Annotated in this window: 13 protein-coding genes; all 13 read right to left on the reverse strand. The window is 33.2% G+C overall.

The annotated features are described in order from the left end of the window. Window positions 1-56: 56 nt before the first annotated feature. Entirely contained in the window at window positions 57-1,364 is a 1,308-nt protein-coding gene (locus JC605_RS10920; RefSeq protein ID WP_198856221.1) for an IPT/TIG domain-containing protein, read from the reverse strand. A 20-nt stretch (window positions 1,365-1,384) separates the two neighbouring features. Next, on the reverse strand, window positions 1,385-2,230 hold the full coding sequence (locus JC605_RS10925) for a hypothetical protein (RefSeq protein ID WP_198856222.1): 846 nt from the start codon (window positions 2,228-2,230) through the stop codon (window positions 1,385-1,387). Window positions 2,231-2,431: 201 nt separating this feature from the next. Further along, window positions 2,432-2,854 carry a hypothetical protein gene (locus JC605_RS10930; RefSeq protein WP_198856223.1) on the reverse strand — a complete coding sequence of 141 codons (423 nt, stop codon included), beginning with the start codon at window positions 2,852-2,854 and terminating at the stop codon, window positions 2,432-2,434. 7 nt (window positions 2,855-2,861) lie between these two features. Further along, on the reverse strand, window positions 2,862-7,535 hold the full coding sequence (locus JC605_RS10935) for a fibronectin type III domain-containing protein (protein WP_198856224.1): 4,674 nt from the start codon (window positions 7,533-7,535) through the stop codon (window positions 2,862-2,864). A 3-nt stretch (window positions 7,536-7,538) separates the two neighbouring features. Beyond that, window positions 7,539-12,662: a T9SS type A sorting domain-containing protein gene (locus tag JC605_RS10940; RefSeq protein ID WP_198856225.1), complete on the reverse strand. Its 5,124-nt coding sequence runs from the start codon at window positions 12,660-12,662 to the stop codon at window positions 7,539-7,541. 4 nt (window positions 12,663-12,666) lie between these two features. After that, a complete protein-coding gene (locus tag JC605_RS10945) occupies window positions 12,667-14,655 on the reverse strand; it encodes a fibronectin type III domain-containing protein (protein WP_198856226.1) in 1,989 nt (662 codons plus the stop codon). 334 nt (window positions 14,656-14,989) lie between these two features. Next, window positions 14,990-16,114, reverse strand: coding sequence for an ABC transporter permease (locus JC605_RS10950; RefSeq protein ID WP_198856227.1), 1,125 nt, complete (start codon window positions 16,112-16,114; stop codon window positions 14,990-14,992). After that, entirely contained in the window at window positions 16,111-17,217 is a 1,107-nt protein-coding gene (locus tag JC605_RS10955) for an ABC transporter permease (RefSeq protein ID WP_198856706.1), read from the reverse strand. The genes JC605_RS10950 and JC605_RS10955 overlap by 4 nt, the downstream gene beginning before the upstream one ends. A gap of 1 nt (window position 17,218) precedes the next feature. Beyond that, window positions 17,219-17,962: an ABC transporter ATP-binding protein gene (locus tag JC605_RS10960; protein ID WP_198856228.1), complete on the reverse strand. Its 744-nt coding sequence runs from the start codon at window positions 17,960-17,962 to the stop codon at window positions 17,219-17,221. After that, window positions 17,952-18,902 carry an ABC transporter ATP-binding protein gene (locus JC605_RS10965; RefSeq protein ID WP_198856229.1) on the reverse strand — a complete coding sequence of 317 codons (951 nt, stop codon included), beginning with the start codon at window positions 18,900-18,902 and terminating at the stop codon, window positions 17,952-17,954. The genes JC605_RS10960 and JC605_RS10965 overlap by 11 nt, the downstream gene beginning before the upstream one ends. A gap of 9 nt (window positions 18,903-18,911) precedes the next feature. Then, window positions 18,912-19,814 (reverse strand): HlyD family secretion protein, encoded by a 903-nt coding sequence (locus tag JC605_RS10970; protein ID WP_198856230.1) that lies wholly within the window; start codon window positions 19,812-19,814, stop codon window positions 18,912-18,914. 11 nt (window positions 19,815-19,825) lie between these two features. Beyond that, on the reverse strand, window positions 19,826-21,067 hold the full coding sequence (locus tag JC605_RS10975) for a TolC family protein (RefSeq protein WP_198856231.1): 1,242 nt from the start codon (window positions 21,065-21,067) through the stop codon (window positions 19,826-19,828). Between the two features lie 24 nt (window positions 21,068-21,091). Continuing rightward, complete coding sequence (locus JC605_RS10980) at window positions 21,092-21,712, reverse strand: TetR/AcrR family transcriptional regulator (protein WP_198856232.1); 621 nt, start codon at window positions 21,710-21,712, stop codon at window positions 21,092-21,094. Window positions 21,713-21,893 lie beyond the last annotated feature (181 nt).

The following is a 21,893-nucleotide window of genomic DNA, read 5'->3' on the forward strand; positions in this document are numbered from 1 at the left end:
TATTAAAAAACCGCAGTGCTTTTTATTGTATAATTTGAATTTCTATCCCTTAAAAATTACAAGTAACGTTTGATGATTTTATCTGTAGCTAAAGCCCAAACAATATTATTTTTGTAAGCAATTGATTTTATAGGCTGTCCATGTGTATAATCAAGAGTCCATGTCACACCGCCATCTACTGTTTTGTAGATTTTATTTTCTAAAACAGCCCAGCCTGTATTACCGTCTTTAAAAGTGAATTTTGTAAATTTTTCTCCTGTATAAACTTTAGCCCAAGTATCGCCACCATCTGTAGTTTTGTAAAAGGTGGTAGAAGTTGCTCCATTAATTAAAAGAAAACCGTTTGCTTTATCAGCGAAAGATATTTCATTAACAGACGAATTTGGTTCATTCTCCAAATAATGTTCTTTCCAACCATCTGTTTCATTACTTTTAAACAAAACAAATGGGTATCTTACTGTTTTTATCGTTTTTTGTCCAGCTACCCAGATATGATTGTTATCAATTTCTATAGATTTATTGACAGATCCTCTATCATAACCTTCATCGTTTAAATGTGCATCATAAACTTGTGTAAAGTCAACTCCATTAGAAGTTGTGAAAACATCTCCAAATTGTGTAACAATAGTTCCATTTGTCATATTATCGTCTACATATAAACAATATGAAGTCTGCACATCTTTTACTTCACCAAAATTTGCAAATGTGTCAATTCCTAAATAACCTCCTTTAGCAATTTTTGAAATTCCAAAACCTGTGTGAGACCACCCTTCATCATTTTTAGTAGCATAGAATCCAGCACTAAAACCATTAACTGCCCATTGATTCCAAGTAACTCCACCATCTAATGTTCTATAAACACGTGCCCCAGTTATATCTGAGTTTAGATACATTACTTTATCATTAATAACCATAATGCGTGGTATTCCACCATCCTCTTTTAGCGTATTCTCTTGCGTTACCCAACTTGTCAGTGAAGGAGCTGGAAGAATAGCAATATTTCCGTTATAACCATTCGTAATCTCATTATAGATCTCTTTATCTAAGATTGTTATAATAATCTTTGGTAGTATTTTTTCGGTTTGTGGCAAAACGAATTTAATTTCGGTAGCTGAAGTCGAAACAATTGTTGCTGCCAATCCATCAAAAGTTATTTTGATGTCACTTATTTTGTCTGGAAAATTTTCTCCAGTTATTGTAATTGTTTCACCTACTTCACCAGCGTTTTTAGAATACGCCGTTAATTTTGGTGTTTTTACTACCACTTCTGGCTGTTCTGGTGTTGCATCATTTGAATCTGAACTACAACCATTTAACACCAATAAGAATTGTAATAATGTAATTGCTAAAATTTTGTTTTTCATTATTTTACCTATTTCTATAATTATTTAGTTGTATTATATCTGCTACCTAATGTATAACCATTACCAACCAATGCCCTTACAACATTCATTGCTGTAATATCTTGGCTCATTTTGTAACCTACTGGATTTCCTCTATTTTCGAAAGCTGCTTTAAAGACTTTTCCGTCAAATGTAATTACCTCTTGATTTAACAACTTTTCATATCCGCTAAAAGTTCCGCCTCTGGCGAACCATGTTCCAATTAAATTATTATCAAGATCTATAACCTCATACTTTAAATCTCCGTTTGGAGAAGGTGAAGTCACTTTTATAAACCCAATTCTTTTATCGTCTATATTCTCATTTTGTGCCTTAATGCTAAAAATGGTGCCATAATCATCAATCGCTAACTGATACGTATCTGCAATTTTATTAGCATTATCTATTTCTCCTTGAACTCCCAAACGCTTCGTCGCTATACCAGCCGATGTCCCATTTATAAAACTTTCGATTACTTCTTTGTTTAAGCCTTCTACTCCTATCATATCTCTGTCTAATAATTCATAGACAATACTGCGGTCGTAATTGAAGGCACTGAATTTTCTGCTTTTATTCTTAAATTCTAATTCGTTTGATTTTCCCGTCGTTTCATCTTTAAGTTCAATCCACGGCAATACCAAAGACTCTTCATTTGGAACTTTCTTTAATTCTGCCATTATGGAATAATTTTTATCTACACTGAAAATTGTAAACAACGGTTTTTTGCCCTCTACAAATCCTATTGTTTTATCGTCTAATTTTATTTCTCCTTTGTCAATTTTTAGTTTTTGTGCAAAACTGCAAAGGCTAATTAGCATTACTATTAGGGTTAAATAATATTTTTTCATGTGTAAATTTTTATTTTTCCATTTTTAAAAAATGTTGTCGCTTTAACAACAATATTTCATCTTTTCTATGTTTTATTTTTTAAAATATTGTTGAGTAATACTTGCTTTTTAGCGTCATCAATGTATGGTTTAAAAAAATTATATATCCTTTGCATTCACAGGTAAGATGATCTCTATTGTATAATATCTGTATTCGTAAACCTAAGCCAGCTGATCAATATTCTCAATCTCCTCTATTCCATTTATAACTAATTTCCCATTTAAAAAAACTGCCATTTCTAATAAAATGCTTAATAGTTCTTTAGTCATTTTTTTTTCAATATCAATTCTTACAATTCCTTCTTCACTAAAATATCTTACAATAAAATCAAATGGGTGTGCTACTATCTTATTTGTACTGTATGCATTTGTTTTGTTTAATCTTTGCAATAATCCTTGCTTTGCCCAGTCCGGAACTTGATTAATATTCAACAATGTTTTTCTTCCTTCCTCTGTATTTTCATACCATATAAAATACTCTTTATTACTTTCTATAAAATCTACCCACTTTTCATAGCTAATTTTCTCTTTCGAATCTTTTAAAATTGCTATAATATCATTTTTCTTAATTTTTATCTTTCTCATAATTACATCAATTAACAAAATCCTCTATTGCTTTTATTTCAAACTCAATTTTTGGATTTTCTAGTTTTAATTTTTTCATCCATTTCTTTCTTAACTCATCAGTAATATTATCTTTTGGCATATAAATATGTATTTCCACCTTCTTTGCGACTAGAGTTTTTCCATTACTAACAATCCCTTTAGCAGGATCTAAACCTTCCTCTAAAAATTCTATATTCTTTTTTACTGGAGCAGAAGCTAACCAACTATCTACATCCTTAGATATTGTTGTCTTCATTGATACCGCAGTTTCTGCAAATATATTGTTCTCTAATGATGTTCCCTTATAAAAATCAACAGCCTTAAAATTATCCGAAATATCAGCAGTATGTTCCCAACCGGAAGCTTTTGTATAACGATACTCTCCCATAAGATCTTCAAAAAATCTTCTTTCTTTAAAAATATCAGGATAACCTTTTTTCCAGGAATTAGCAATAATTTCTAACTTTTCAGACAGAGTTTTTTTTGTAAAATCAGCTAAATTTTCAAGTAATTCTTCTGAAATATTTTTAACCTTCTTAATATTCTCAACTAATTTTTCTGATATTTCAGGCAGTTCAGAAATTATCTTGCTTCCCGCAACAACAGTAATTACAGCATTTTCAACTCCACGTGTTCCTAAATGGTTTTTCTTACCGATATCGGTATTTTTATCAAGAGTTTCCTGCCATTGCGTCGCGCTGTTTCCCGTTGAAATATTTAACACTACTTCTCCTAAAATTGGTAAAAAAGTTTTAGGATCGCTTCCTACTTGATTTTTAATTTCTAGGAAATCAGTATATGCTTTTGTACGAGCTTGTTTATCTACAGCTAAGTCGTAAACTAAAGCTCCCATACTTGTTAAATCTGTAACTTTTGTCGCAACAACCTCTACTGAAGCAGTAACCAGACCTGGTGCATGTATTGTTGTAGTGGTCTTAGAACTATTTAAGTAAGTATTTTCTTCCACTTCACCAGACTCAAGCAAAGTGGTCATTAATCCAATACCATCATGTATTATCTTTACATATTTACTATCTTGATTAATGTTCATTGCATCACCATCAGCAAAATCTTGGTTATTTGAATTCAAATTAACTCCAGCTTTAGCAGGTGTATCCTCAATATTAGTAACTCTGTGTTCAGTATTGTTTAAAAACGCATTAGCTTTCGTTTCGATATTTTTTGCAAGTGCTACTAAATCTGCTTTTTTATTCTGAAAAATTGGCAAATTACTTCTAATTCCAACTGCTTGATATTGAAAAACTCCATTCTTATCTTGGGTTATTCTAATTTTTACATCTAGTGTTTCATCAGTCCATTTTCCATTTCTAATATCATCATCACTTAGTGGACTCTTAACTTCCTCAGCATTATCTCCATTTAATTTATAAACCTTTCCTCCACTTACAAATTCAATTCCTTGATTGTTCCTTGAGTTTCTAGCAATTTCTTTCAAATTACCAGCAATCACTTTAGGCACAAACTCAGAATAATAACAAGCATCTAATTCTTTGCTGATATTTAGCCGTGTTTGATCATCAACCATTTTACCACCTGAACAGATTTCATTACTGAAAGGATATATAACATCGCAAGAAACTAATTCAGTATTATTACTAATTACAGCTAACAAATCCCGTTTATTTTCGAAAACTGATTTTGTGGCTTCAATCAAATTAGCAAATTGAGATTGATATTTTGCGATATTATCTTTATCAACTAGTATATCATCAGTTATAATATCTATTTTCTTACCCTCTTTTAATGATGCTAATAAACATATATAAGTGTTGTTTTTGAAAGAGACCTTTCTATATTGTCCTTTTGATCCATCAAAACCTCCTACTGCTTCAAATTTTTCTCCTGCACATAATGAACATTTTATGAATGAATCTGTACCTAGGCTTTTTAAAATCATTACTAGATTCTCTAATCCATCTGACTCACCCGATGCAAGTTCACCGCTAGATTGACTCTGAAACGCGTATAATTTAAATGCTGGATCATTGATCTGTTTCCAATCCATATGGTTTAAAATGGTTCCAGCATTTGAGTCCATTAAGAAATCTGTACCTTTTTCAGATGTTTTATAAGTTTCAAATGGATGTTCCAATTTGAAAATTCCATGTCCTAGTTCATGAGCAGGAGTTTTAAATCCAATAGTCTGATTATCTGAAGGGAATATATATCCAAACTGTCCATTCAGACGCATATATCCATCCTGCCCTTTACTGGATTTCTTATTTGTTACAAAAAGTACATAACTATTGTTTACTCCCTTGTAGAGTGCATTTATCTTTAGCTGCTCAGCACTATAAGTAGAAGTAATCGTATTTTTCTCTGTTTGAATTACACTACCTGATACTACATTATCTATATTTAAGACAGCCTCTTTCTTAAAGTTAATTTTAACTCCAATTTTACTATAGATCTCCTGAGTTTTAGCAACAATTTCATTAAGCCTATTTTCAGAATTATCATAAGTGGGAACAAGTGCAACATTAACATCTTTAGACGAGATATGTACCAGCATAAAGGCACCAATAACCTGCCATTTTTTGCCTTGCTTTACAGTAGCTAATATTTCTTCTTCGGCATAACTTAAATTTCCTTTTACAGTAAGAACAAATACATTATCAGTTCTTTTAAAGTCAATTTTTGCTCCGTTTTGGGTTTTAAAAACTATACTGTCTAGTTTTATGTTAGAATCTGTAAGTTTTACTGTCGCTATAACCGTATCTGAATCGCCATTTAAAACTGCTTTATATGGCAATACATTATCACCAGCCTTTGCGTACATTTTCTTTAAAGCAGCAGATGCATTATCTGGCATTACGTCAAAAGCATATTTACTTCCGTTTCCAGAAAAAGCAATCGAAATGCCTTTTGCCGTAAATCCTGTAGCTTGACCACTTTTATCTACACCATCTGTATTTTCTGGTAATGGTTTTCCGCCTTCGGCAACTGCAACACCTTGATTGCTTCCATTTCCTTCGCTGTCTACGGTATACACTTTTGGAGGAACTATAACTTTTCCATCCTTATCTACAACTCCGCTATCAGTAATTACGGTATCTTTTCCTCCTGGAATAGTGATTTGCTCGCCATTTTCACCATTTACAACTATATCGCCATTGGCATTGATGACGATATCTTTAATTACAAAAGGAACTTTCTCTTCAATTTGCCCACCTTTTCCTTCTCCAGTAAAATCTTCTACATCAGTGACATTTTTCCAATCTGGATTATAACTGGTCTCGACAACCCCGCTTATTAATTGATAATCGGTATTGATTACAATATCCTTAAACTCTACTGCAATTTTAGTATCGGCTAAATAAGGAACAATTATGTAACCACGTCCTGAATATGGGCTATTTTTTCCTTGCAGTTCTAAAATTGTAACAGGGAAATCGCCGGCCTTGAAAGTTTCGCTTTGAATTAAATTGGTAAGAGGTTTTTGATTCTGGATATTGATTTGCGGTACTATACCACAATTATATGCAGGAACTCCATTACTTTCAGTTGGTGTTGTAAAAGTACTAGTGTTGGAGTAAGTAAATGACTGAACGCCATCTTCGGCTGGATCACAACTTGATCCAACTCTAAATTCGTAGGTAACTCCTGGCTCTAAATTGGTAATTAAACTCTGCCTATTTAAACTATTTGACGAGAACCATTGTGCATTACGAACATCTTGTTTTTTGTATTGTACTTGATATCTTGTGTGTTCTGGAATTCCTTCCCAAGTAATTTTTACACTTTTTGAACTTTGGGCTTCGCTTAATAAAAACGTTGGCGCAGCACAAGACGCAGTGTATTTAAAAGAATATATTTCGCTATATCCATCATTTTTGAAAACAGAATTTTCTGAAAGTCCTGTTGTAGAAATTGCCCTTACTCTCCATGCATAACGCAAACCTGGAGTAAGTATTGGCATGCTCAAATTGTATAAAACAGCTGTGCCATACAAAGTTTCTTCATATAAAGTTGGCGACATTTGAAACCCAATTTGAGGATCTAATGTTGGATCTAAAAGCTGTTTTAACTCAAATTTATAGGATATGTTTGTTGCATTGATTTGACGTGGTGTCCATGTAAATAAAATATTAGGAAACTCTGTCGAAGCAATTTGCTCGTTTTTTTGTGGCGTATTTAATAACGGCGGATCATTTAATATTAGATATAAATTGGCGCAACTTTTTTGAGATATTTTTTGATTGGTTACAAAATCGTACATCTCAAAACAAAAATTATACATTCCCTCTGGCAACGGATTCGCATATTGCGCTGGAGTCATTCCTTGCAGGTTTTCTAACCTAAAAAGCGATGCAATATCAACATTGGTTAAGGTTTGCAGTTCCCCTCCATTTATATATATAGGCCTTTGTTCTTGTGCATAATCAGACGTTTGGATATTTAGTCCGTTGCCTTGTATGTATAGTTTTAATCGTACTCTTCTTTGCGATATCGAAATATCGGTCGGATTAATCAACAATTGCATCTTTGTATCCATGCTTGTTGCATAATCGGATATTTTGACACTGTACGGACTATTAAAAACTGGTGTTAACTGAACTGGATATAATTGTGCATATCCAACTGCATTAAAAAACAGAAATAGAACAAAGAAATATATGTTATTGAAAAGGTTCTTCATTTTTTAATTGATGATAATTTTTTTAACCAATGTTTGCTGTCCAGTCTCTAGTACGACTATGTAAATACCAGATTGTAATGAGGTATTAAAATCTACCTCATACTTTTTCTTTCCTGATTCCTGTTTTTGAATCATGGTATTTTGTCCTGAAGATGAGAACAGTCTTAAATTTATCGCACTACTGTTTTCTAAATTTACAATTGCTTTAAAATTACCATTGCTTGGATTTGGGGTTACAATAAAATCTATAATAAATTGTGATGCAGTATCGGTATTTGGTAATGTTCCGCGCTGTTCGACCATAATGTTTTTGGTGTAAACTGCATAACATTCTCCTTGTGTCTGCTTTAAGCCAATTGAATAAACTCCAGTTGCATCAAACTTTAAAGTGATGTATTTTTCTTTTTGTTCTACAACTTTTACTCCGTTTGGAACAACCCAATCAGTACTTTCTCCAAAAGGATTACTTGTATTAACCAAAATTACTTCTTCGTCTAAATAAGCTTGAGAACTCAATAAAAATTCTGCGCTAATTGCTGTTTGGCTTGTCTTAATTACAATTTCGTCTTCACCAATACATCCTAGAGCGGTAGTTACTTTTACATGATAAGTTCCTGCTTTTGACACATTGATTTTTGCTTCATTCGAACTGAATCCGTTTGTAGATGTCCAACTGTATTGTGCCTGCGGATCTTTAATTGATGCATCTAAATCTAAACTTTGATCAATGCACAAAGTTCTATCTGGACCAACATTGACAATAACAGGATCTGGGTCTTTTAAAACAAATCTCTTTTTGTAAACGCAACAATCTGGGCAAGTTATAGTAACTTCATAATTTCCAGCAGTAAGATTATTCAAATCTTTTGTAACTGCACCTGTATTCCATATATAAGAATATGGCAAATTGCCTCCTGTAACATTAAGCGTTATCGATCCGTCATTTCCTTTATAACAAATAGGATCTTTTACTGTTTCTGTAGTAAATATTCCGTTAGGATCTCCAACAAAAATACTTCCTTGAACCATGCATCCTTTTGCATCTTTTACTATTACAAAATAATTGTTTGTTGTAATATTTTCTATTTTATGAGTTGTTTCTCCGTTTGTCCATTCGTATGTATAAGGAGGTGTTCCACCTGTTACATGCGCATCTGCCCAACCATCGTCTCCAGTTGTACAGCCCACATCAAACTTAGTAAAAGTCAATTTCAACGGATCTGGTTGTGGAATATACTTCTCAAGGTCTATTTCTTTAACTAAAACATTATTCACATAAGTTCCCAGTTTAATTCCGTTGGCATCTTCAATGTTTAACGCATAAGTACCTTCTGAAAGATATTCTGCTGTATCTCCTGTATTATTCCAAATAGTCCAAGAACCATTGGCTTGTTTTTTCTTCCAAGTATAATAATATGGTAATCCGTTATTTTTTCCTCCTGCAAGTTTAATACCTCCCGTTACATGCGCTTTTAAAATACCATCTTGCGATTCATCTCGTTGATTATCTAAAGGATTAGCATCTGTTTCATTTCCAAATTCATTACTCACATTACATGAAATAGTACGAATCACTTCAAAAGTAACTTCAAGCGGATCTGGATCGTCTAATTCTGTAACAGAATTTGCTACTATACAACTTGTTTTATTTATTGCCGAATTGTAATTAGCATCACGAACTGTTAAACTATAAGTTTCCTCTGGAAGTCCGTTTAAGGTTATCGTATAGATGCCATCGCTAAAACTTGTAGTTGTGGTAGTTTGCACTACTCCTTTACTATTTTTCCATTCAAACCAATAAGTATTATCTGCTGCTATTGTTCCGCCTGTTACTTCAACTACAATTTTTCCATTTGTGGCTTTATAAAAACTCGGATTTAAAACCTCAGTATATTTAATAGAAAGTGGTGCATCAGGTCCATCAATAAAAACTTCAGCATACGCAGTACAACCTTTTTTATCTGTTGCGATAACCCAATAATCTCCTTTCTTTAAAACCGTATTTTTGTCCGATTTATATTCATTAGACCATACGTAAGTATAACCTCCGCTTCCTCCTTCTGCAATTGCAGTTGCCCATCCATCGTTACCTCCATAACAAAACGCATCTCCCTTATCAATTTTTACTGATAATACCGGAGGCTGTTCCATTAATTGAATTGAATCTTTTGCGATCCAATTTCCATTTGTATAAGTCCCTAAAATAACATTATTTCTATCTTTAACATTAAGGGCATAATTTCCGTAAGAAAGATTAGAAATGATAGAATCTTGTACCGCTAAATCTTCCCAAGTGCCATTATCTCTTTGTTTTTTCCAAGAGAAATAATAAGGCAATCTGTTATTTGCTGAAGCTTCCAAAGGAGTACCGCCTGTAACATGAGCTAACAAAATTCCGTCCTGCGATTCGTCACGCTGTCCATCTTTTGGAGTTGTATCTTTTTTATCTCCATATTCATTTTTCGCGTTACACGAAATATCCCTAACAATTTCAAAAACTACTTTTAAAGGATCTGGCTCTGTTAATTTAAATTTAGATTCTACTACACTACAATTAACTGTCTGGCCAGTTGCTTCATTGTAATTTTTATCTTTGATGGTTAAAAAATAAGAGTCTGCTGGAACATTGTCTAAAGTGATGGTATATACTCCATTTTCGATTTCGGCAGTTGCATTTTGTACAACTCCTTCTAAATTTTTCCATTCGTAATCATATAGCCTATCTTGATTTTTTGACGGATCAAATGCTGTTCCACCTGTAATCTTTGCAACAAGTTTTCCGTCATTTGCACCTGAAAAAGTAGGGATTTTTATTGTTGAATAATCAATCATTACCTCTTTAAGAGGCTGCTTTATTTCAACACTGTCTTTTACAAAACAACCTTTTATTCTATCAATAACATCAACATAATAAGTCCCTGCAACCAAATCTTTTATTTCGTCTCCTACTACAGCATTTTTGCCTGGTCCGTACCAAGTATAAGTATAGGTAGATTTTCCGTTTTTAATAGATGCTTTAACTCGACCATTGGCGCCTTCAAAACAAGAAACATCTGTTGAGTCAAATACAACCTCCATTGCTTCAGGTTCATCTATAGAAATCTCAACTGCTATTGGAGTTTGCTCTGTTAATGTATAAGTTCCGTGCATTATTCCGTTAGCATCTTCCACATTTATCGAATAAGTTCCTTTAGGACGTTCACTTATTATTGAATCATTTACATTCAAATCCTCCCAAACATCTTTAGAAACCAACTTTTTCCAATGAAAAATATAAGGCAATCCTTTATCGAATACTTTTCCTCCTGAAGCTAAAGCTACTAAACTACCATTTGAGGCTAATTCAGTTTTTTTATTTCCTTCCTCGCCAAGGTTTGCTGAATTACAAAAAATGTCTTGTTTAACTTTTAACTTTATCGCAATTGGTTCTGGATCATCTAAAATAGCAGCATCTTTTAATGTTAAATCACAGCTAAAATTATCTGTCACTATCAAAGTATATTTTCCCTCAGGAACATTATTTAACCTGATTGTATAAATTCCATCAAAAAAACTTGCTGTAGAATTGGTTGCATCTATAAGATCACCTTTTTCATTTCTCCATTCATAAGAATATTTATTACCGTTAATTGGAGTCCCTCCTTTTACCGAAGCTATAACAGATCCGTTTTGAGCTCTATAAAAAGTAGGGTGACTAAGAATTATATCACTCGAAAGAGCAAGAGGAGTTTTAGGCTGATCGATTATCTTTGACAATACTTTTTCTTTATCATCTGATGTTTTTGCTATACAGCCAATAGTATCATTAACATCTTTTATTTTTCTAACTTTAACAAAATGTTCTCCAAGACCAAGGTCTCTTATCGTAGTTTTATCTGCATTTAAAAAAGTGATCCACGTAGCTCCACTATCTAGTGAATATTGGTAAATGCCATTCGCAGTTCCTCCTGTGGCTACTACATCAATTGCACCATCGTTTCCTTCAAAACAACTAATATCTTTCTTTTCAATAGAAAAATCTACTGGTGTTGGAGATACAATTGTGAAACTCGTTTGGTGTTCTGGATCCATTACATAGGTATTAGCCTTAAAAGATCCTTGTTGAAAATACCCTAGCAATTTAAGGGTTGTTAACCCTTTGTTTAAATTTCCAACTGTATAGGAATTATCGGCCTCTAACTTTTTCCCGTCAAGAATTCCATCTTTAGTAATGTTAGGAACATCTTCTCCATTCATTCCGTCAAAATCAAGCGATAAAATTTCTCCAGGATCTAAGGGTCTGCTAAAATTTATTTTTACCTTACCATCATTAGTATCAAAACAACTTGTCTCAATAGGCTCTACCGATAAAATATGCGGAGCAGATCTTACATAAAGCAATTCAACAGTACTGCCATATTCATTAGCCCTTAACGTTATTTTTTTACCAACTGCTTCATAAGGTAAAAAATCTTTGCATAATATGTTTAGTGAATTTTTGCCTTGGTATTGGACAGGAAGACTTCTCCAAACATCTACCCAAATCGTTATAAAACCTATTTTAATTTGTCTTCTTTCGCCTTCAATATGGTACATCCAATCGAAATATTCGCTTCTAACACCCGAAATTGCTGGTATATTAATTAAACTTTCGGTACCAATTATATTATTAAGAGTATTTGGGTTAGTTAAATTGATTACAGGATAAGTTTGAACTCTAAATGTTCCATAAACATAATAAGCAAAAACACCTGTGACATTGGCATCGTCCCAATCTTTATAGGTAATATCTTGTTTTCTGCTTACTGGAACAGTGACTGCTTTTTCTTGTGTAATCTTACATCCTCCACTTCTTGTTCTCCTTCTGGTATACAAAGAAACACTGGTTGCTAAATTACTTTCGGTATAATCTCTTTCAAAACTACCCGATTTATCTTGCCAAAAATCACTATCATCTTTTAAAGAACTTAAAGCTCCAATACCATCTAAACTAACTCTTCCTAATCCACCATTATTACAACCATCACCAGTCGCATTTCCCATTTCGGCAGTAATTATTGCATGGTAATTAGCGCTTCCCGATAAATTTACCTGAGCATGCCCTAATCCATAAACCAACAAAATAACAAATAAGTAAAATTTCTTCATAGGCTTAATAAATAACTGTTAGGGTCTCTGCTTTTGCTGGACTATCGTTTTCTAGATTTGGAACCAGATGATATTCGTATTCCTTATTAATTTTTAAGTTTTTATCTTCTAAAGTGAAAACAGTGCTGTTTAATTCTTTCCATAAAGTTGGCGGAAGACCTTTTTCATTTTTATAGATGCTAAGCCCCAAAACCTTGCCTTTGTTTTTGGCATAATCCCACGAAAGAACTATTTTTCTGTTTTCTCTATCTGCCGTTCCCTGCAAAAATGTAATAACCTTTACTGGCGTAAAATTTAAAACACTAACCGTTATGACAGAATGATCTAATGAAGACCAAAGATTGCTTTTATCCTTAGCCAAAATAGCATATTGATAGGTCTTTTTATTCTCTATTCTATCATCTGTAAATTCTTGGATAGTATCGTTTATCTGTTTTATTTCAAGCCATTTTTCCTGTCCTTTTTCTCTTCTTCTCAGGCTATGACTTACAACATCTTCACTATAGCTTCGTATCCACTTTAAGTGCACTTTGCCATCTTTATTGTCATAATCTTTAAAGATTGGCGCTGCCGGCGGAATTTTATCTGGTTTATCTAATACCAAAATATCAGAAGGATCCGAAATATTATAACGCATATCTTCAGCAGCAATTCTATAATAAACTTTACTGTTAGTCATTTTTAAACTCACGCTATCTTTATACTCTGTACCGATATAAGATTGATGGTAAATATCTACAAATTCTTCACCTGACGTATTTGCTCTTAAAATTCTGTATCCTCGTAAATCTTTTTCTTGATTAGGTTTCCATTTTAGTCTAACCGTTCCGAGACTATCAATCACACCTTCCAAACCAATTGGTTTAGCTGGCGGTATAGAATCGACAGGCTGAACCAACATGCTTTGCGAGGTTAATCTTTGATTATTTTTTCCGACAACCGAAATCGTGAAATAATTAGATGGATAAAGATTTTCTTTAAAATTGAGTTTTCTTTGAGATGGCGGAATAATTTTTGAAACAACCTTATATGGTCCTTTATCATTATTCGCTAAATTAATTTCGTAACCCTGAATAAAACTTTCCGATTCTTTAGGATAATCCCATTCAAGATTGACTTCATTTGAATTTAAAATAGAATAATCTACCAATCTTGCAGGAGTTACTATAGCTGCAACGCCTTTTGCCGTTATAGGCTTTGTAAATTCTCCTTTTTCTCCAAACGAAGTGATACCATATAGTCTATAATGATAGACTTTGTCGTTTACACTAAGTGTATCAACATAATACATGTTTTTAGACGGATTTTCGTCTTTATCATTTAAATTAACGAGTGCCGTATTGGATATTGGAGTATAATTAATTCCATCTGAAGATTTTTCTACCATAAACGAGGTATAAATTCTTTTGAAGGTTTCATAATCCCAAGAAAGAAGTACCTTTCTATCATCTGGAACTGCAATAAAATCTGTTGGAGCAGGAAGAACAGTATAGTCTCTCAAGCCAATCATATAAGAGGATTCTTTTACCTGCGGACTTTCAAAAACCTTTACTTGGTAAGCATATACCTCATTACTCTTTACATTTTTATCAATGTATCCCCAACCTGCTTTTACGGCTCCTTCAAAACTCATATCTGCAGCATATAAAGCAAAAGTATATCGCTGATCCAGCTCGTCGGCCATATTTACTATTTTTGCTAAATCACCTTCTTTTGCACCAGTTACTTCAAAGCTTTCGCCATAAATAGATTGTGCAATTATAGCTGCATTACTATCTTTCTGTACAAAATCGATCCAAGAATCTAATGGTTCGGGAGTTAATGGCTTTTGAGTAAGAAGTGTTTTTTCAGGTTTAGGTACGACAACACCATCGCGTAAAACTGTAGTTCTGGTAATTATAAATCCTTTTTTATTTGCTTTCTGCCATTCGGCTGGAGAGTTAACGGCCCAGCGAATTAAGATTTGATCCTTTTGTGCTCTGGCATTCACCATAACAGCAGCACGTTTAGTCTGTGAATAGGATACGGATATAAACAATAAAAAGAAAAAAATAAACTTATTTGGGGACATAAGATGTAATTATTTCCATGTTAAAAAAAACAAAAGTAGTTTTTTTAATTATTATTTAAATACGGTTTCCCGTACTACAATGTAACAACATGCAAACAAAAAAAACATAACCCGCTAATAAACAGATATATACATCAAAAATTAGCGTTTTTTTCTTATAAATTCAAATCAAAAAATATCATTTTCCATATTTTCCTATAACATTTCTTACAAGTAAACACTTACTATTAATAAAAACAAACCACTAAAATTTCATTTAATTTGTCTTTCTGTAATTATAAATCGCCAAAGCATTCAATACAATTGCAAAAACAATCAGATACAATAATTCTGTCCCCACTTCTTGTAGACCACTTCCTTTCAAAACAATAAGGCGAACCACTTTTATAAAATGCGTAACAGGAGTAAATTCAGAAATTATTCTTGCCCAATTTGGCATACTGTCGGTGCTGGTAAAAAAACCGCTCATGAGCATAAAAATCATCATAAAGAAAAAGGCAATAAACATTGCTTGTAACTGCGTATCAGCAAAAGTTGAAATCAGAAGTCCCAAACCTAATAATGCAGTTAAATAAACTCCTGCAAAAAGATATAAAACCAAAAGACTACCAAGCGGAAATATTCCATAAATTAAATACATTACAACAAGGCCAATTGTAAATACAGTCATTCCAACAATCCAAAAAGGAATCAGTTTCCCAAGAATAAATTGCCACTTTTGAATAGGTGTTACATTAATCTGTTCGATTGTACCTATTTCTTTTTCCTTTACAATATTTAGCGCTGTAATAAATCCGCCAATCAAAGTAAGCAGCAATACTAAAATACCAGGAACCATATAATATTTATATTCTGCTCTTGGATTGTACCAATTTGTACTGTTTAAGGTAATTATTGACGGAGAAACTGCGCTTAATTGCTGTGGCAATTTAACCCGAATATCTAAATCATTGCTAAAATCTGCCAATACAACATTTAGATAAGCGTTTCCAATATTTGATTTGGTTCCGTTAATGGCATCTACAGCAATATTAACTTTCTGACTTCCTTCTCTAATTAAGTTTCGTTCAAATCCAGAAGGAATTTCTAAAATCAAGTCAGCATCTGCTCTTTCAATAAATTTCAAGCCTTCTAGATAAGAAGAGGGAGTTCCGACAATATGGAAATATCCCGAAGAACCAATTTTATTAATTAACTTTTGAGAATACGAACTGTGATTGTGGTCTACATAAACAATATTTACACTTTTTACTTCAAAATTGGCCGCCAAAGGCAAAATAATCAGCTGAAAAATCGGAACAAAGAACATCATTGCCAATATTGTTTTGTCTCGAAAAATCTGGCGAAATTCTTTCTGTAATATAAAACGCAGCACTTTCATGACAATCTAATTTTAAATTTTTTCAGAGAAATAGTCAGCAGAAGAATCGTCATTACAACAAGTATTAAAGTTTCTTTCCATATATAAGAAAAACCTAAACCTTTGAGCATAACGGCTTTTACGATGATGTAATAATAGTGTGAAGGAATTAAATGAGAAATAGCTTGAAATATCCAAGGCATATTTTCTAGCGGAAACATAAATCCTGTTAGCAGTAAAGTGGGCAACATCATTCCCATCATCGATATTAGCATCGCTGTTTGTTGCGAAGCCGTTACATTCGAAATCAATAAACCAAGCGAAAGACAAGTAATGATAAATAAAATACTCTCTGCAAAAAGAAGCAGAAAACTTCCTTTTATTTCAACATTGAGCAGATAAACCGAAAGGAAAATAATGATAACAAAATTGATAATGGAAAGCACTAAATACGGAATTGCCTTTGCGATTAGAACCATTATGGGTTTAAAAGGCGAAACGAGCAAAATTTCCATAGTACCCAATTCTTTTTCTCGAACAACCGAAACCGAGGTTAAGGCAGTGCTGACAATCATAAAAATCAAAGCAATTACACCAGGAATAAAATTAAGCGAACCGTTCTGTTCTTCATTATAAAGCTGTCTTAACTCAGGCAAAATCTGATAATTGAATCTTGTCGTAGGATTTAATTCTTGCTGGTAATCTCTCACAATTGCATTTAAATAATTCGTTACAATTGTTGCTGTATTTGGGTCTGACGCATCGGCAATTACTTGAATTTTTGCTCCTCCAAGACGCTGCAGATCCGAACCAAAATTTGATGGAAAAATAACCGCACATTTAATGCTTCCATCTTTAAACCTATTTTCAATATCCTTGTAATTCAAAATTGGCTTTTCGACATGAAAATAAGAACTTGACCCTATCTTTCTTATAATTTTCTCTGTATGAATGTCATGTGAATTATCCTGAATAGCAATTCCGATATTTTTGACTTCACTGCTTAAAGCAAAACCAAAAAGAACAATTTGTACAACAGGAAGCCCAAAGAGAATCAAAAGCGTTCTCTGATCTCTAAAAACATGATAAAATTCTTTTCGAATAAAAGCCAAAAATCTTTTCATATTAATCTGATGTTCTTTTGGCATTTCTCGCCAATTCATAAAAAACCTCATCCATAGAAGTTGCATCAAAACGTTTTTTTAATGCAGACGGAGAATCTATTGCGGCTACGCGCCCATCAACCATAATGCTTATTCGATCGCAATATTCGGCTTCATCCATATAATGAGTGGTTACAAATACGGTAATTCCGTTGGCTGTGGCTTCATAAATCATTTCCCAAAATTGTCTTCGAGTTATAGGATCAACACCGCCAGTTGGTTCATCCAGAAAAACAATTTTCGGACGATGAAATACTGCAACCGAAAAAGCCAATTTTTGTTTCCAGCCCAAAGGCAATCCGCCAACCAACTTTTTTGCTTCTTTTTCTAAACCTAAAGTCGAAATTAAATCAGTGCTCCTTTCTTTAATTTCAGGTCGAGAAACGCCATATACGCCAGCAAAAAACTCAATATTTTCAAGAATTGTCAGATTATCATACAAAGAAAACTTCTGACTCATATAACCAATATTCTTTTTAATTTTTTCCTGCTGTTTATAAACATCAAATCCTGCTACACTTGCTTCGCCAGAAGACGGATAAGAAAGTCCGCAGAGAATGCGCATCGCTGTCGTTTTTCCCGCTCCATTGGCGCCTAGAAAACCAAAAATTTCACCCTCACTGACTTCAAAACTAATTTTATCAACCGCTTTAAAATCACCAAACTGTTTGGTTAAATCTTTACAAATTATAGCTTTATTTTTCATGCAGGATTACTTTTGATTCTGTTGAATTATCTTGCTCTCGCATCAAACGAATAAAACTGTCCTCGATCGTTGGTTCTATTTCTTTTACTTCTAAATTTTCAGGATTATACTTTTGTGCAATCGATTTGACCATTTCGACATTTACCTGTTCTGATACTAATGTTAGATGAAGAAATTCTCCAAAGGCATCACAATTTTCAATTTCTTTTTCGACTCTAAGATTTTGCAAAAGCTTATAAATATGATCTGCTTTTACAGCAAAAAGTGTTTTCGGAAAACTTTTTATAATTTGCTTTGGCGTGTCAACCGTCATTATTTTTCCGTTTTGAATAAGAGCAATTCGGTCGCATAATTTTGCCTCATCCATATAAGGAGTTGAAACTACAATGGTAATATCTTGCTTTTTAAGTTTAGCTAGCATATCCCAAAATTCACTTCGAGAAACTACGTCAACACCAGTAGTAGGTTCATCCAAAAATAAAATTTCAGGTTTATGAATTAAAGCACAACACAGAGCCAATTTCTGTTTCATTCCGCCCGAAAGTTTTCCGGCACGTCTATCGTTAAAAGGCTTTATCTGATCGTAGATATCTTTTATCAATTCATAATTCTCTTCAATCGTAGTACCAAAAACAGTCGCAAAAAACTCAATATTTTCTTTTACAGTGAGATCTTGATACAAAGAAAATTTTCCTGGCATATACCCCACTTTATTTCTAATTTCCTGAAACTCCTTAACCACATCATGCCCTTCAACAGAAGCAGTTCCGCCATCGGGTAATAATAATGTGGTTAAAACGCGAAAAATAGAAGTTTTTCCAGCGCCATCTGGACCTATTAATCCAAAAAGCTCTCCTTTCTCCACCTCAAAAGAAACCTCATCTACAGCGACAAAATCGCCATACTTTTTAGTAATATTTTTTAGCGTAACTGAAGCCATATTTCCGTTTTATTTTGACCAAAGAACTTCACCATACATTCCTATTTTCAAGTAACCATCGTTTTTCACTCTTACTTTTATGGCATACACCAAATTGGCTCTTTCATCTTTGGTCGGAATTGTTTTTGGAGAAAATTCAGATTTGTTCGAAATCCAGCTAATAGTTCCTTGATATTCTTTATATTTCTTTTCGCCTTGGTCAATACGTACTTTTACTTCCTGTCCGATTTTAATTTGAGGCAATTGTGTCCCTGTAATATAAGCTCTTAAATCTAGGGTTTCGAGATTCGCAATTTTGTACAATGGTTTTCCAATTACAGCCATTTCATATTGTTCTGCATATTTTGCCAATACTGTTCCTTTTATTGGATTTACAATCACACTTTTGCTCAATTGATCTTGAATTCCTTTTAACTGAACTCCAACCGTATTTCCTTGCTGTGTCAAGTTCTCAGTTGTGGTTTCCAACGAACTTTTCTGTGCCGTTATTTGAGCTTGCAACGCGGCAACTTTAGAATTTGCATCATCAAGTTGCTTTTGCGAAGCTACTCCGCCTTTTACTAATCTTTCTGTTCGATTGCGGTCTAAAATGGCATTATCAAGTTGTTTCTTCAAACTTTCAGTCTGAATTTGTATTTGAGGTTTGCCACTTAAAATCGCTTTTTCATTCTGGCGCAATTGCATTTTACTAATAGCCAATTGTGTACTGTCTATAAAACCAACTTTTTGCCCCGCTTGCAATTGTTGGCCTTCTTCTACATTCAATTGCAAAATCTGGCCATTTGCTTCGGCTGATAAAATCGTTTCGACAGCTTCAAAAGATCCAGAAGCATCAAAATCATTCTCTTTATTATGGCACGAAAACATCAAAATCGTTGGCATAAGAAAATATAAAAGCTTTATCTTTTTCATAATTTATAGAGTTAATTTCCTTTGATTGTTTGATACTCGTATTCTGACATAAGCAATTGAATTTCGTGCATAGCTTTTTCCGCGCGTGCATTTCCTTCTTTCTCAACAGAATTCAACAAATCTATTAACGGTCCTACGCCAGTATCGTATTTTAACTGATAGCCTTCTCGAATTGTCTGGCGGAGTTTTACAATATCATCATCGTCTTTTAAGATTGCTTTTTGCCTTTCGATATCTGCTGTCTTTTGATTCATTTGAAATCGAGTATTAAATAGAAAAGTTTCTTCTTGAACTTCTATTTTTTTCAATTCCTGTTGGGTCAGCTGTTTTTCGTTTGAATTTTTATATAATCCTTTAATATCCCAACCAACACTTAGTCCGGCAACTCCAACAGTCGAAATTTTATTAGCTCCCAAATTAATTCCTGGAGCTAGAACTACGCCTGCGCCCAATAATCCAACTTTTGGCATCAGGCTTACTTTCTGCATATCTGATTGCGCATTTATGAGATTTCGCTGGCTCGCGAAAAGTAACTGCTCTGGACGTTTAATAATGGTATCAATACCGATAGAATTTAAAGGTTTGCCCAATTTTTCCTGACTGATATTTTTCCCTATCAAATAAGAAAGCATCGTTTGATAACCTGCTTTAGTGTATTCAAAATCTTTTTTCTGTCGACTGAGATTGAGCTGTTCGGCTTTCATTTCATCAACATCTGTTTTGTAGGCTAAACCATTTTCATGAAGTTTTTTAACCTTATCAATATTATTGGAAAGAATAGCATTTTGAATTTGCAATTGTTTGAGCTGTTCATCGATAAGCAATACGCCAAAATAAAGCTGATTCACTCTCGATCGAAGATCATAAAGTGAAACTTCTAGTGAGGCCTTATCTGCATTGGATGATGCCTCAATAATCTTTTTCTGCGTTTTGGTCGCTCCCCCATCCCAAATGGTTTGATTTACTTGTCCGAGGCCAATAAACTTAAATTTACTATCATTTCCAGAATTTCCTAAAGTTGGAAAATCACCAAAAACATATCCTTCAATAGCTGTAAGACTTATTTGAGGCAAATAAGCTTTATTCGCATTACTCAAAGTATATTCTTTACTTTTTTCAATTAGTTCATATTGTTTGATTAAAGGATAATTTTCAACAGCTAGCTTATAACTTTGATCAATGGTCAAGGTTTGCGCCTGCGCCGTCATAAAGGACAAGATTCCGATATATTTAAAGTATAATTTCCTCATCATAAAATAAATTAACTCTAGTTAGTATTAGACCGCTGCAAACATCATAGTAATCCATATCGGGATTTTTTTCTTGCGCTCTTGCATTAAATCGTGAAATTGGGCACTATCCAAATTTCTGCTTCCCATAACTATCGGTTTTGCCACAAATGGAAAAACAACCAACCCTATAAGATTCATCATAAAATGCAACGGGTTTGGTTCTGTTATTTTTTTATTTTGAACAGCTTCTTGAAATTGTTTAATAAAAACAGATTCATTTACAATTTCTTTGATTGGCAATCTTTTTAAAAGTCCCTCTGGGTTATTTCGAACTTCTGTGAGAATAAAAGTTGGAATTTCTGGTTCTGCAGTAATAAAATCAATATATCGTTCGGCAATAACTTTTACTTTTTCTTCTAAAGAAGTTTTTTCATCATTCAAAATCACTTTCATACTGTTTACAAAACCTGATAAGGTTTCTGCCATTATAATCTCAAAAAGTTTAGCCTTGCTTCTAAAATAATAGTTCAGCAAAGCAAGATTCAAGCCTGCTTCTTCAGCAATATCTCTTGTTCTTGTAGCCGCAAAACCCTTTTTATAAAAAACAGTTTTTGCCGCTATTTTAATTTTTTCTTCGGTCGTAGAATCTTTTACTGAAGCATTCATTTTTAATGATTTATATGCAAATGTAAATTATTTTTAAATATGTTAAACACTTTTTTTAATCAAATGATTAAATATTTTGATTAACGTCTAAAAAATAAAATTAATGCACCTGTTGTCGATTAAAAATGAAACACAAAAATACCGTCTAATTATCTGACATAAAACAATTTAAATATTAAAA

This window comes from Flavobacterium sp. IB48, assembly GCF_016405855.1.
In the GTDB taxonomy this organism is placed as follows: domain Bacteria; phylum Bacteroidota; class Bacteroidia; order Flavobacteriales; family Flavobacteriaceae; genus Flavobacterium; species Flavobacterium ginsengisoli.